The sequence below is a fragment of the Hymenobacter sp. APR13 genome (genome assembly GCF_000737515.1).
In the GTDB taxonomy this organism is placed as follows: domain Bacteria; phylum Bacteroidota; class Bacteroidia; order Cytophagales; family Hymenobacteraceae; genus Hymenobacter.
The window spans coordinates 1931372-1945868 of sequence record NZ_CP006587.1 but is presented as its reverse complement, the minus strand read 5'-3'; the positions used below and the strand labels follow the sequence as shown (position 1 = coordinate 1945868).

The window sequence follows — 14497 nt, the reverse complement described above, 5'->3', positions numbered from 1 at the left end:
CAGAATCCGTGTAATCCGAGAAATTCGTCTAAATCCGTGATGCAGCAAGAAGAATACGATGTCATTGTAGTAGGAGCCGGGCACGCCGGCTGCGAGGCCGCCGCCGCGGCCGCCAACATGGGCTCCAAGGTCCTGCTGGTGACGATGAACATGAACACCATCGCGCAGATGTCGTGCAACCCGGCCATGGGCGGGGTGGCCAAGGGCCAGATTGTGCGCGAGGTGGACGCGCTGGGTGGCCAGTCGGGCATCATCACCGACAAAACCATGATTCAGTTCCGGATGCTGAACCGCTCCAAAGGCCCCGCCATGTGGAGCCCCCGGGCACAGTCGGACCGCATGCGCTTCGCTGAGGAGTGGCGCATGACGCTGGAGCAGACGCCCAATGTGGATTTCTGGCAGGAAGCCGTCACGGGCCTCGTGGTGGAAGAGGGCGTGTGCGTGGGCGTGAAAACCCAGCTCGGCATCGAGTTCCGGGGCAAGTCGGTGGTGCTCACCAACGGCACGTTCCTGAACGGCCTCATCCACATCGGCGAGAAGCAGTTTGGCGGCGGCCGGGCGGCCGAGAAGGGCAGCACCGGCATCACGGAGCAGCTGATTGAGCTGGGCTTTGAGGCCGGCCGCATGAAAACCGGCACCCCGCCCCGCGTAGACGGCCGCAGCCTCGACTACAGCAAAATGGAGGAGCAGGCCGGCGACGCTGAGCCGAGCAAATTCTCCTACCTCGACACGCCCGCACTGCGCAACCAGCGCCCGTGCTACATCACCTACACCAACTCCGAAGTCCACGAAATCCTGAAGGAAGGTTTCGAGAAGTCGCCGATGTTCCAGGGCCGCATCAAGGGCCTGGGGCCGCGCTACTGCCCGAGCGTAGAGGACAAAATCAACCGCTTCGCCGACAAGGACCGCCACCAGATTTTCGTGGAGCCCGAGGGCTGGAGCACGGTGGAAGTGTACGTGAACGGCTTTAGCTCTTCATTGCCCGAGGACGTGCAGTATCGCGCCCTGCGCAAGATTGCCGGCTTCGAGAATGCCAAGATGTTCCGCCCCGGCTACGCCATCGAGTACGACTTCTTCCCGCCGACGCAGCTGCAGCTCACGCTGGAAACCAAGCTCATCCAGAACCTGTACTTCGCGGGCCAGATCAACGGCACCACCGGCTACGAGGAGGCTGCCTGTCAGGGTTTGATGGCCGGTATAAACGCCCACAACAAGGTGCACGGCAAAGCGCCCTTCGTGCTCAAGCGCAGCGAAGCCTACATCGGCGTGCTCATCGACGACTTGGTGAACAAGGGTACCGACGAGCCCTACCGCATGTTCACGAGCCGCGCCGAGCACCGCCTGCTCCTGCGCCAGGACAACGCCGACCTGCGCCTCACGCCCCTGGGCTACGAGCTGGGTCTGGCCTCGGAGGAGCGCATGCAGCTGGTACGCGAAAAGGAGCAGCAGACCAAGGAAGTAGCCAAACTGCTGAAGAACTTCGGCATTGAGGCCGCGGACATCAACCCCTGGCTCACGGAAATCGGCTCGGCCGTTATCAGCGAGAAAACCCGCGCCGTGAACCTGCTGCGCCGCCCCGGCATCGACCTGCCGGCCCTGGCCCGCGTGCTGCCCGAGCTGACCCTGGCCCTGGCCCCGTACCGCCCCGACGCGCTGGAGCAGGCCGAAATTCTGGTGAAGTACGAGGCCTACCTGGAGAAGGAACACCAGCAGGCCGCCCGCGTGCAGGAGCTGGAAAACTTCGTCATCCAAGGCCGCCTCGACTACACCGCCATGCCTGCCCTCTCGCACGAAGCCCGCGAGAAGCTGCTCAAGATTCAGCCCGAAACCCTGGGCCAGGCCTCGCGCATCAGTGGCGTTTCGCCTGCGGATGTATCGGTGCTGATGGTGTATTTGGGACGGTAGCACCGTGTCATCCTGAGCAACCAGCACATCATTCCGAGCGGGGCGAGGAATCTCGCCCGAGGCTAACTGTCATTCCGAGTGCAGCGAGGAATCTCGCGTGCTGATGTTGGATTACTATTGCAACGTCAGCGCGCGAGATTCCTCGCTCCGCTTGGAATGACGTTCTGATGGAATGACGTTCTTGCTAATGACGTTCTTGTTATCAAAACCGGCCGCCGTTTCTTTCCGAAACGGCGGCCGGTTTGGTTTTGTACCTTCGCCTTGCGGCTGGCTTCTCTGCGCAGGCTGGTCGTCGCAATCAGCGAAATCAACATAATCAGCGAGCATCTGTGATTTACGAGCGTTTGGAGAAGTGCCCGGTTTGCGGCAAAACGGAATTTCGCAACAAGCTGGTGGTCGAGGATAAGTCAGTCAGCAAGGAGAGTTTCGCCATTCAGCAGTGCGAGGCGTGCTCGTTTCAGTTCACCAACCCCCGGCCCGACGCCGCCCACATCGGCCGCTACTACGAGTCCGACGAGTACGTGTCGCACAACAGCGGGGCCGGAGGGATGATCAACCAGGCTTACAAAGTGGCGCGCTTCTTCACGATGCGCCGCAAGGTGGGCCTGCTCAACAAGCTGGCGCCCCGCAAAGGCCGCCTCTTCGACTATGGCTGCGGCACCGGCCACTTCCTGGCGGCCGCCAAAGCCGACGGCTGGCAGGTGGCTGGCTGGGAGCCCAACGCCCGCGCCCGCGAGGAAGCCAGCCACCGCGTGGGCCAGCCCGTCGGTACCGAAAGTCTGGTAACCTATCAGGCTGGTTCCTTTGATGCCATTACGCTCTGGCACGTACTGGAACACGTTCATACCCTGAACGAAACCCTCACGCAGCTCATCAGCTTGTTGAAGCCTGATGGCGTGCTGCTGATTGCAGTGCCCAACGTGGATAGCCTCGACGCCCAGCACTACCGCCAGGACTGGGCCGCCTACGACGTGCCGCGCCACCTCTACCATTTCAGCCCCAAAACCATGACCCAGCTGCTCAAAAAGCACAAGATGCAGGTGATGGAGACGCTGCCGATGGCCCTGGATGCCTATTACGTGAGCATGCTCAGCGAAAAGCACCGCGCCGAGCGCAACGGCGGCATGCTGGCCGTGCTGAAGGCCGGCTACAAGTCCAACCAGTACGCCGAGCAGCACGAAGGGCAGTATTCGAGCCTGATTTACGTGGCCACCAAACGCTGAGGGGATGCGTACGCCGGCAGCTCTGGTACTCGGACTCCTGCTGGCCGCCGGGCCCTTGTCCGGCCGGAGCGGTAGGGTAGGGGAGGGGCTACCGCGCTGGCAGTCAGCCAGTGCGCCTCAGCCGCTGCCGGCGCATACGGCCCGGCCCCGGTCCGGCGTTAGGGTAGCCTCGTATACGCCCGATACCACCCGCCGCCCTTTGGCCGACACGCTCCAACAACGCCCCGCCCTAGTGCCCGACCCGCCCACGCCGGCGGCCGAGGACGACGACAAGCCGACGCGTAAGACGGCGCTTTTTGCCGCTCTTGCCTTGGCCGTACTTACCATTTCCACGCTTCTGCTCTACAATGTCCGCTCGCGCTAGTTTCCTGTTCCTGCTTTCGGCCGCGGCTGGCTTGGCCGGTTGCGCTTCCATCAGCTCGCCGCAGGGTGGCCCGCGCGACACGGTGGCGCCCAAGCTGGTGCGCTCGGTGCCGGCTGATGGCGCCCGCAACGCCCGCACCCAGGTGGTGCGGCTGGAGTTTTCGGAAGCCGTGCAGCTCAAGGATCTGCAGAAGAACCTCATCATCGCGCCCACCATCCCCGACGACAACAAGTACAAGGTGCGCGAGGAGCGCAACGCCATTTCGCTGGTGTTCGACAAGCCCCTCGACGAAAACACCACCTACTCGTTCAACTTCGGCAACGCCATCAGCGACATCACCGAGAGCCTGCCCGCCACCGATGCCCGCGTGAGCTTCAGCACCGGGGCCGTGCTCGACTCGGGGGCCGTGGTGGGCACTGTGCGCACCCTGCTTACGCAGCAGCCCGCCGATGCCGCCTCCGTGCTGCTCTACCCCGAAGCCGACACCGCCGGCCTGCGCCGCGGCAAGCCCTACTACCTGGCCCGCACCGACAAGAGCGGCGCGTATAGCCTGCGCAACCTGAAGGCCGGCCGCTACCGCCTTTACGCCCTGCTCGACAAAAACCAGAACACCCGCTACGACGACGGCGAGAAGATTGCCTACCTGCCCCAGCCCATCACGGTTGGCGCCCGGCCCGATAGCGTGCGCCTGGAACTGGTGCGCCCCGATGCCCGCCGGCCCGTGGTGAGCGGCCAGCAAGCGGCCCCCACGCAGTTTCGGGTGAGCTACAACGAGGGCCTGCGCACGGCCGTGCTGGCTCCGCTCGGGGTGGCCGCCACCGCGCCCTTGGCTGAAGCGCTGCAACTGCAGGAGCAGGGCCGGGCCGTGGCTCTCTACCGCACCGCCGCCCTGCAGGAAGGCCGCTACCTGCTGGCCGCCACCGACAGCGCCGGCAACTCCAGCCGCGACACCATCAACGTGAAGTTTCAGGGCACGGCGCCCACCCGCCGCCCGCCGGTATATTCGGTGGAAGGCAGTCCGCGCGAAGTGTACCGGCAGGGCGAGGTGCGCTTTGTGTTCACGGAGCCTGTACGCGTGGCGGCCGGCAAGCCCGCCGTGCTGCTGCAGGAAGACTCCCTCACGCGCCGGGCGCTGCCGCTGGGCCCCGAGGTGAAGCTCAGCCCGGACCGCTCGCGCCTCACGGTGCTGCTCAATACCAAAGCCAAAACCACCGTCACGCTCCGCCTCGATACCCTGAACGTCACGACCATTTCGGGGCAGCGGCTGGGGGCGCGGCCGTTGCGGCTGCGGGTTACGGAGCAGTCGGGCACGGGCAGCGTGGCCGGCACCATCCAGACCAAGTACACGCGCTACGAGGTGCAGCTGCTCGATGCCCAGGGCGCCGTGGCCGCCACCCTGGAGAGCCCGCGCAACACGTTCCGCTTCGACCGTCTGGCTCCCGGCACCTACACCATCCGGGTGCTGATTGACGCCGACGCCGACGGCCGCTGGCGCAACGCCGACCCGCTGCTACTCCAGCCCGCCGAGCCGGTGTACCTTCTGCCCCAGCCCGTGCAGATTCGCGCCAACTGGGAAGTGGAAGACATCCGCCTAGCGTTCTAGCCGATATTCACGCCGCAACCCTGCCCTCGGGTCAGCGCCTGTTCCGTTTCAACGGCCAGACGCTAACCCGAGGACTTTTTCGTGGCTGTTAGGGTGGCCCATAATACTGCAGCCATGATAAGCCCAGAGGGAGGAAACGGGGGGGCTCAAAGCCAGCAGTTCCAGTCCGGCGGCTTGCTCACCTGTCAGGTCGGCCAGGGTAGGCCTGCGAGTTGGCAGGCGGGAGCCGCCCGGTAGTTCTGATAACGACCGGCCCGACGGCTGAAAAGAGCCGCCGGACCGGAGCTGTTCCGCAGCTCGCGTAAGACAGTTGCAGCGGATAAGAGTCCGGCTTTGTCTGGTTGGGTTCTGGCAGGCCAGAATCCTTCTTTACAGACCTAAAAAATGCGTGGAACGCTTTTTAAAGTTACTTCTACTGGGGTAAAATGCGGGTTTCTGGCGCGTGTGGCCGCTTTTTAATGATTTATGTTCCACGGCTGGCCGGCCGTGTTCGGGCAGATTGCGGCCGGTTTGTGGGTTTTCACCTCCTTCGCGGAGCGCTATCCACATTCAAAACCGGCTTATTCCAGTCACTGAGCGGGTTTTCTCCTCCTTTTCCACAGGTTTTGCACAGCCTTTTCCACTGGCATTCGGCTAAACGGCTTAACCTGTGGATAATACTGCCACAACCTGGGGATAACGCGTGGAGAAAATCAGGATAAGTTTTTTTGCATTTCTGGCCGCCCCTACACCCCCATTCTGGTATCCACACCGCGTGGATAAGGGTGGACAACTTCCCCCGGTTTTCACCACAATCCACACACCCTGCTGGCTGTGGATTGTGGATTAGTGGATAAGCTATGTGGATTGTGAAAAAGATGGTTATAAGTCTTATTGTCAGCAATTTACTATCCACACACCCTGTTGATAGACGGTGCATAAACCCGAAGCTGTACACAAGTTATCCGCGCTGTGGATTACTCCCGCCGATTGTCCACTTATACACAGCCCTAACGATGGAGATTAAAAAGATTTCTTAAAATTTCTTCTTTTAAAAAGTTATTAACCCTGTGGACAACCCGGCCGGCCCTCAAAAAAAAGAGGCCACCGATTCGGCGTTTCAAATGGGCCGGAGGAAAATCAAATCCAGCGCGCCGGAAACTCAGGGAGCCGCGGCCGCCGTATACAGCGGGCAACCTCTCCCGCCATGCCCTTCAACTACGACCAGGATTTCCGGCACCTCAACCTGCGCGAGCAGCCCGAGCTGTACCGCGTGGGCAAAGGCGAGCAGGGCGTGCTGCTGGTGGAGCCCTACAAAAGCGAAATTCTGCCCCACTGGCGCTTCCGCACGCCCGAAGTGGCCCGGGAGTCGTCGGAAACTATTTACGGGCTGTTTGAGGCCTATCTGAAGGCGCACGACTTTGTGGGGGCCGACATGGCCCGGAAGTTCCTGCAGATGGGCTTCACGCGCGCCCGGCGCTACGCCAACCACCAGGGCGGCAAAAAGTACGCGGGGCCCGTGCCGGCCGATAAGAAGGGCCAGAGCGGGGCCCACGGCCGCGAGGAGCTGCCCCGCTCGCCCGAAGACCCCGAAAAAGCTGAAGCCGCCGCCATCTTCAAGCGCAAATGGGACCAGGCCAAAACCCACCCCGACTACGTGCAACAGCGCGCTGACTTTGAAGCCCGCTACGGGAAATGAGCCGTGAAATGTTGATAAGCCGGTGCATAGTGTTGATAGGTGGCCGGTAGCTGCCGCTGGCAAATAGAGCCGGCCCCGATTGCGCCCGCGAGGTGCCTCGGTAAGCGGGCATTCCTCCCGCACCTACCAGGCCGCCGCCACTTATCAACCCTCAACCTCCTACCTTTACTTTCTCCAAGAACTACCCCCAACCCAAGCGCTATGACCCCGACAAACGCAACGCCTCAGAGCCTCGACGAAAACGAAATCACCCTGGGCACCGGCATGGGCCCGCTCCGCTTCGGGGCCACCATGGACGAGGTGCGCGCCCTGATGGGTGAGCCCGAAGAAATCGAAGAGTCGGAAGACGACGACGAGTTTGAGCACCAGGCCTGGAACTACCTCGAAGAAGGCTACTCCCTGTACTTCGACCGCGAAGACGACTTCCGCCTGAGCTGCATCGAAACCGACCACCCCGGCATGCGCCTCTACGGCGAGAACATCCATGGCAAAACGCCCGACGAAATCCAGGCCCTCATGAGCCGCCACGGTCACGAAGCCAGCGAGACCGAGAAGATGGATACCGGCGAAATGCGCATTTCCTACGAGAAGGAAATGATTGACCTTTACTTTGATGAGAACGAGCTGCAGTTTGTCAACTTCGGGGTGTTTATATCCGAAGACCTTGACGTACAGTGGCCTGCCTAAAACCACGGTTATCCACAAAACACGGTAAAAACTGTGTGGATAAGTGGATAAGTGGCTGATTTTGTAAGTATTTCGCCTGCACTATACTACAGCCAGCCAGCAGTTATCCTCATTTTGCCCACTGCCCAAAAAGCAGGCACACAAAAAAGCCGCTCTTGCAAAAGAGCGGCTTTTTTGTATTAAGGCAGGAAAGGTGCCGGTGGCTGCTAGCCCAGAATAGCGCGGAACAGTAGGAACAAACCACCTGACAGCGCCATCGTTACGGGCAGCGTGAGCACCCAGGCCAGGGCAATGTTGCGCACCATCTGCGGGTTCAGGTTCTTGATGCCGCGGTTGGCCACCATGGAGCCGGCAATGGCCGACGACAGCACGTGCGTGGTGGAAGCCGGCAGGCCGTAGGCGGTGTTCACCCCAATCATGGCGGCGGCCACCAGCTCCGACGAAGCGCCCTGGGCGTAGGTCAGGTGCTCCTTGCCAATCCGCTCGCCGATGGTTTTGACGATGCGCTGCCAGCCAATCATGGTGCCGCAGGCCAGCGACAGCGACACCGCCAGCAGCACCCAGAACGGGGCGTAGTCCGTGAACGACTTCATGTCGGCAATGGCCGTGTCGTAGGTGGCGCGGTCGGCGGTGCTCAGGCTTACCCGCTCGCTGCCGAGCAGCTTCTTGGCGCGGTTGGCGGTCAGCAGAATGCCTTTGCGAATCTGGAAGCGTGCGTCCTGCGGCAGCTGGGCCACGCTGGTTTTGCCGGCGAAGATGGCGTCGAGCGTATCGGTCTGGCTTTTGATTTCGGCCAGCATCTTCTGGTCGGCGGGGCTCAGCTCGGTGGGGTTCACCTTGCCCATCACCTGCTCAATCTTCACCAGCGAGTCGCGCATATCCAGCGGGTTCTTGCCGCCGTCGAGGGCGAAATAGGTGGGCACGATGCCAATGAGGATGAGCATAATCAAACCCACGCCCTTCTGGCCATCGTTGGAGCCGTGGAAGAAGCTCACCAGCGTGCAGGTGGCAATCAGGATGAGGCGAATCCAGATGGGTGGTGGCTTGTGCTTGTTGGGCTCCTTGAAGATGGATTTGTTGCGCACAAACCGCTTCAGCAGAAACATCATGATGATGGTGAGCGAGAAGCCGAACAGCGGGCCCGTAAGCAGGGCAATGCCCGTTTCGCCGGCTTTGCTCCAGTTGACGGCCGCGTTCTGCGAGCCGGGCAGCAAACTGAAGGCAATGCCTACCCCCAGAATGGAGCCAATCAGGGCGTGCGACGACGACGAGGGCAGGCCGTAGTACCAGGTGCCCACGTTCCAGATGATGGCCCCCAGAATCAGGGCCCCCACCATGGCAATGCCGTGGTACACGTTCTGGTCGACGAGGCTTTCGACGGGCAGCAGGTACACGATGCCCATGGCCACGGCTATGCCGCCGGAAAACACCCCGATGAAGTTCCAGAACGCCGACCAGACTACGGCCACCCAGGGCCGCAGGGCGTTGGTATAGATGACCGTGGCCACGGCGTTGGCCGTGTCGTGAAAGCCATTAACAAATTCGAACGCGCAGGCCGCTACCAGGCAGGCAGCCAGCAACAGCAGCACGTGAGGCTCTAAGCCAAACATAAGAAGGGAATTGGTGAAAAGACGGTTTTCATCATCCAAAGGTAGACTTACCCTTAGGGGCGGCAAGATTATGAAATTGTTACGGCACTACCCGGCCGGCTTCCATTTGAGGCGCTAAACGCAGGAAGCCATCCGGGGTTAGCCCCCAATATTCAGGAAGCGCTAAATTACTGACTGGCACGCCGGCAATGCCTCTTCTGCAACCATGGCTAGGCTACTAGCGCCGGCTTTAGCTACTTTTGCCGGGAGCAACTGTCATTCCGACGAAGGAGGAATCTCGCTAGTGTAGCATAATCAGTTACCGTACTAGCGAGATTCCTCCTTCGTGGGAATGACAGCCGACGCCTCTTACTTCTCTATACAGCATGAGCAACGAGCAGAAACCCGCCGCCACGGCCGAAAACACCTTGGCCGATATCGTGTCGCACGCCAAGGAATACGGCTTTGTATTCCCTTCCTCGGAAATCTACGACGGCCTGGCCGCCGTGTACGACTACGGCCCCAACGGCGTGGAGCTCAAAAACAACCTCAAGCAGCTCTGGTGGAAGGCCATGACCCAGCTCAACCAGAACGTGGTGGGCATCGACGCGGCCATCTTCATGCACCCGCTCACCTGGAAGGCTTCCGGCCACGTCGATGGCTTCTCCGACCCCATGATCGACAACCTCGACAGCAAGAAGCGCTACCGCGCCGACGTGCTGCTGGAAGACAAAGCCGCCGAGTACGAGAAGAACGGCGAGCTGGCCCGCGCCGAAACCCTGCTGGCCGAAATGGGCCGCCTGCTGACCTCGGAAGACCTGGCCGGCGTGAAGCAGCTCATTGTGGATGAGAAAATCATCTGCCCCATCAGCAAAACCAGCAACTGGACCGATGTGCGCCAGTTCAACCTGATGTTCTCGACCCAGATCGGGGCCGTGGCCGAAGACTCCAGCAAGATCTACCTGCGCCCCGAAACGGCCCAGGGCATCTTCGTCAACTTCCTGAACGTGCAGAAGTCGGCGCGGCAGAAGGTGCCGTTTGGCATTGCCCAGATCGGCAAGGCCTTCCGCAACGAGATTGTGGCCCGGCAGTTCATCTTCCGCATGCGGGAGTTCGAGCAGATGGAAATGCAATTCTTCGTGCGGCCTGGCACCGAGGGTGAGTGGTACGACAAGTGGAAGGCCACCCGCCGCCGCTGGCACGAGGTGATGGGCCTACCAGCCGCCAAACTCCGCTTCCACGACCACGAAAAGCTGGCCCACTACGCCAAGGCCGCCGTGGACATCGAGTACGAATTTCCCTTCGGCTTCAAGGAAATCGAGGGCATCCACTCGCGCTCCGACTTCGACCTGATGCAGCACCAGGAGCTCAGCCGCAAAAAGCAGCAGTACTTCGATGCCGACGTAAACCCCGAAACCGGCAAGCCCTACGGCAACTACGTGCCCTACGTGGTGGAAACCAGCGTGGGCGCCGACCGCCTGTTCCTGGCCACGCTCTGCCAGGCTTACACTGAGGAAACCATTACGGAAGGCGAAGGCGAGAAGGAGCAGACCAAGACGCGTACCTTCCTGAAGCTACACCCGGCCGTGGCCCCCATCAAGGCCGCCATTTTCCCGCTCGTGAAAAAGGACGGCATGCCCGAGAAGGCCGAGGAAATCTTCAACAGCCTGCGCTACGACTTCCGGGTGGTGATGGAGGAGCGCGACGCCATCGGCAAGCGCTACACCCGCCAGGACCTGATCGGCACGCCGTTCTGCATTGTGGTGGATGGCCAGACGCTGGAAGACAATACCGTGACTGTGCGCCACCGCGACTCCCGCGAGCAGACCCGCATGCCGATTGCGGAGCTGCGCGGCTACATTGGGGAGGCCGTGAGCTTGTCGCGTATTTTCGAGCAGCTATAGGAATAGCTGAATAGTATTCGGGCATAGAAGAGCCCCATCCTGTTTGCGCGGGGTGGGGCTTTTTTGTGCCCGGAAGGTGCGGCCGGAACAGCCGCGGCCCGCAGTTAGGTTCTCATTCACAGTTGGATAAGTTGAAATTTTTCCTGTAAAATAGCTACTGCTTTATCGGCATTCGAAAAGAATATTGCTTACTTGGGGGAAGTTTTTTTGCTGACTGTCCTTTGCTTGGCGCTGATGTGCGCCTTCGGCTAGCAGTTGGTTTTCAGTCGGTTTCATTGTCTTTCATCCAACTCATAAATTTTTTAGATGGGAATTTCTACTATTTCGGGGTACCGTACATCTGCATTTCAGGGGCTGCTTGCGGCCTTGGGGCTGCTTGCGTCGGCACCAGCCGTAGCAGCCGATGGTCCGGGCAAGGTGGCAGCGCCTACCGAAGCCCGCCACCTGCAGTTTATAGCGAACCGCAACCAGTGGGCGCGGCCAGTTTTGTTTGCTACCGATGTGCCCGGCGGCCGGCTGTATCTGGAGCGAGGACGGCTGCTGCAGACTCTTTACGATACCAAGGCGGTAGAGGAACTTCATCATCACAAGCCCGACGGGCGCGACCACCGCATCAAGGCGCACGCCTATTCGGTGTCGTTTGTGGGCGCCAACATGCAGGCGCTGGTGAAGGGCGGCGACGAAACCGGCGAGGTGACCAACTACTTCCTGGGTAAGGATCGCAGCAAGTGGGCCAGCAACGTGCCTTCCTATAACGAGGTGCGCTACCAGGAGCTGTACCCCGGCACTAACTTGCGTTTCTACACCCACGATGAGCAGCTGGAATACGACTTCGAGCTGGCCCCCGGAGCCGATGCCAAGCGCATCAAGCTCCGCTACGAAGGCCAGCAGAAGCTCGCCATCGTGAAAGGTGCTTTGCAGGTGACCACCTCGGTGGGTACCGTGCTGGAGCAAAGCCCGGTGGCGTACCAACTGCAGGACGGCCGCAAAATACCGGTAGCATGCCGCTACATGCTCAGCGCCGACAACACCCTTTCGTTTGCCTTCCCGCAGGACTACAACCACGCCCTGCCGCTGGTGATTGACCCCGTGCTGGTGTACTCGTCGTACACCGGCTCGACGGGCAGCAACTACGGCTACACGGCCACCTATGACGCGCAGGGCAACCTGTACGCCGGCGGTGTGGTGTTTGCCGCCGGCTACCCCACCACTACCGGGGCCTACGACGTAAGCTTTGCCGGCAGCCAGGACTACGGCATTATGAAGTTCAACCCGTCGGCTACCACGCGGGCGGCTTCGCGTATCTACGGCACCTACATTGGCGGCGGCTCCGACGATCATCCGCACAGTATGGTGGTGGACCCCGCCGGCAACCTAGTGATTCTGGGTACTACCAGTTCCTCCGACTTTCCTACTACCACCGGCGCCTATGATGTGAGCTTCAACACCGGAGCCGACATTGTGGTGTCGAAGCTGAACCCGACCGGTACCCAGCTGTTGGCCTCCACCTTCTTTGGCGGCAACGGCGCCGATGGCCAAATCACTGGCACGCTCGACAAAAACTACAACGACACCTACCGCGGCGACGTCACGACCGATGCCCAGGGCAATATCTACCTGGCTACGATGACCACGTCGGCGAACCTGCCCATCGTCAACGGCTTTCAGGGTACCAAGGGCGCCAACTCCGATGCAGTAGTGGCCAAGTTCAGCTCTAGCCTCAACAGCCTGACGTGGAGTACGTTCCTGGGTGGTTCGGGCGAAGACGCAGCCTACTCGGTACAGGTAGACAGCACCGGCACGGTGTTCGTGAGCGGTGGCACCACCAGCACCAACTTCCCCGGCACCCAGGGCGGCCTCAACCCCCAATACCGCGGCGGCAGCGCCGACGGCTTCGTAGCTCGTATTGCGGCGGCCGGCAACGACCTGTTCCAAGCTTCCTACATCGGTACGCCCGGCTACGACCAGGCTTACTTCCTGCAGCTTGACCGCCAGGGAGAGGTATACCTGTTCGGGCAGACCGACGGGGCGTACCCCGTGTCGGCGGGCGTCTATTCCAACCCCAACAGCCTACAATTTCTGCACAAAATCAACCGCCTGCTGACGACCACGCGCTTCTCTACGGTGATAGGCAACGGCAACTCGGGCGGGACCAACATTTCGCCTACTGCTTTCCTGGTAGATAACTGCGGACAGATTCTGCTATCCGGCTTTGGAGGCAACATTGCCAACATGCCTGTAACGCCCAACGCCATCCAGACGTCGTCGTCGGGTTCTTCGGGCAGCTTCGGCTACTTCTACATCATGCAGCTCTCGGCCAACGCCAGCGGCCTCGTATATGGCACCTACTTCGGCAACGGCAGCTGCCACGTAGACGGCGGCACCTCGCGCTTCGACAAAAAAGGCATCATTTACCAGTCGATGTGCGTGGGCAGCGGCTCGGCTACGCTACCCATCACGCCCAACGGCTTCTCAGCCACCAACAACTCCACTTGGAACAATGCCGCCTTCAAGATTGACGTGCTGCAGCTTGATGCTACGTTTACGCCCTCGGCCACGCCCGGCGGCTCACGCATCCGGACGGGCTGCGCGCCGCTGACTGTGTATTTCACCCGGCCTTCGGTGAGCGGTACTTCCACCAACTGGACGTTCGGTAACGGCCTAAGCTCCACCAACGCCACCACCACGGTAAGCACAGTATACAACACCCCGGGCACCTACATTGCCCGCCTAACCGTCACGGACCCTTCCAACTGCATCCAGAGCGCCACGGCCACCGACACGATTGTAGTATACGGCCTGCCGCCCGCTGCCGCCGGCCCCGACCGCACCATCTGCGAAGGCGGCTCCGTGACGCTGAGCGTGCCGGATGCCGGCCCGGGCGTGACGTATGCTTGGTTCCCGCCTACGGGCCTCAATACCACCCGGGGCCGCACGGTAGTGGCCTCGCCCACGGCCAACACGTTCTACATCCTCACCACCACCACGCCCAACAACTGCACCGGCAAAGACACCGTGCTGGTATCGGTGGCGCCGCGGCCGCAGGTAACGGCGTCGGCCGGCGTAGTCAATGAGTTTACGGGCGTACCCGTGGCGTTCAGCAGCACGGCTACGGCCGCTGTAGGTAGCTACGCCTGGGACTTCGGCGACGGCACTTTCGGGACGGGCGCTACGCCCAGCCACACCTACACCCGCCCCGGCACCTATGTGGTGCGCCTGACGGCCCGGTACGGCTCCAACGGCCAGTGCGAGGAAGCCAGAACCGTGACAGTGAACATCTTTCAGGAAGAAAAGCCCAACGTCATTACGCCCAACGGCGACGGCCTCAACGACACGTTCCGGCCCCTGGTGACCCTGCAGCCGGTTGATATCCAGATTTTCAACCGCTGGGGCAAGAAGGTGTTCGAGCAGAGCAATTACACCCAAGGCTGGGGCCAGGAAAACGTGCCCGGCGGCGTATATTTCTACCAACTCAAGAGCAACACCGGCGAAAGCTGGAAAGGCTGGGTGGAAGTAGTGCACTAGCCGCCTGACTTTTCGGGCA

General features: G+C 61.2%; 10 protein-coding genes. 8 read left to right on the top strand and 2 right to left on the bottom strand.

Annotation, left to right across the window (positions count from 1 at the left end):
* Positions 1-39: 39 nt before the first annotated feature.
* A complete protein-coding gene (gene mnmG, locus N008_RS08110) occupies positions 40-1905 on the top strand; it encodes a tRNA uridine-5-carboxymethylaminomethyl(34) synthesis enzyme MnmG (protein ID WP_044015168.1) in 1866 nt (621 codons plus the stop codon).
* 114 nt (positions 1906-2019) lie between these two features.
* Here the strand turns inward: mnmG and N008_RS08105 are convergent, their stop codons facing one another.
* On the bottom strand, positions 2020-2232 hold the full coding sequence (locus N008_RS08105) for a hypothetical protein (RefSeq protein WP_044015166.1): 213 nt from the start codon (positions 2230-2232) through the stop codon (positions 2020-2022).
* Positions 2233-2234: 2 nt separating this feature from the next.
* On the opposite strand from N008_RS08105, the gene N008_RS08100 reads away from it, so the two are divergent.
* The 5 genes from N008_RS08100 (at position 2235) to N008_RS08080 (ending at position 7460) form a co-directional block, all read left to right on the top strand.
* Complete coding sequence (locus N008_RS08100; RefSeq protein WP_044015164.1) at positions 2235-3128, top strand: class I SAM-dependent methyltransferase; 894 nt, start codon at positions 2235-2237, stop codon at positions 3126-3128.
* Positions 3129-3327: 199 nt separating this feature from the next.
* On the top strand, positions 3328-3492 hold the full coding sequence (locus tag N008_RS23060; RefSeq protein ID WP_156109100.1) for a hypothetical protein: 165 nt from the start codon (positions 3328-3330) through the stop codon (positions 3490-3492).
* Complete coding sequence (locus tag N008_RS08090; RefSeq protein WP_044015159.1) at positions 3476-5095, top strand: Ig-like domain-containing domain; 1620 nt, start codon at positions 3476-3478, stop codon at positions 5093-5095. The genes N008_RS23060 and N008_RS08090 overlap by 17 nt, the downstream gene beginning before the upstream one ends.
* A 1186-nt stretch (positions 5096-6281) precedes the next feature.
* Complete coding sequence (locus N008_RS08085; protein ID WP_044015158.1) at positions 6282-6773, top strand: DUF4385 domain-containing protein; 492 nt, start codon at positions 6282-6284, stop codon at positions 6771-6773.
* Between the two features lie 201 nt (positions 6774-6974).
* A complete protein-coding gene (locus N008_RS08080; RefSeq protein ID WP_052381321.1) occupies positions 6975-7460 on the top strand; it encodes a hypothetical protein in 486 nt (161 codons plus the stop codon).
* Positions 7461-7666: 206 nt separating this feature from the next.
* Here the strand turns inward: N008_RS08080 and N008_RS08075 are convergent, their stop codons facing one another.
* A complete protein-coding gene (locus N008_RS08075; protein ID WP_044015155.1) occupies positions 7667-9070 on the bottom strand; it encodes an inorganic phosphate transporter in 1404 nt (467 codons plus the stop codon).
* 365 nt (positions 9071-9435) lie between these two features.
* Here N008_RS08075 and N008_RS08070 point away from each other — a divergent pair, with 365 nt between their 5' ends.
* A complete protein-coding gene (locus tag N008_RS08070; protein ID WP_052381320.1) occupies positions 9436-10953 on the top strand; it encodes a glycine--tRNA ligase in 1518 nt (505 codons plus the stop codon).
* Positions 10954-11319: 366 nt separating this feature from the next.
* Entirely contained in the window at positions 11320-14478 is a 3159-nt protein-coding gene (locus N008_RS08065; RefSeq protein WP_044015154.1) for a T9SS C-terminal target domain-containing protein, read from the top strand.
* The last annotated feature ends 19 nt before the right edge of the window (positions 14479-14497 follow it).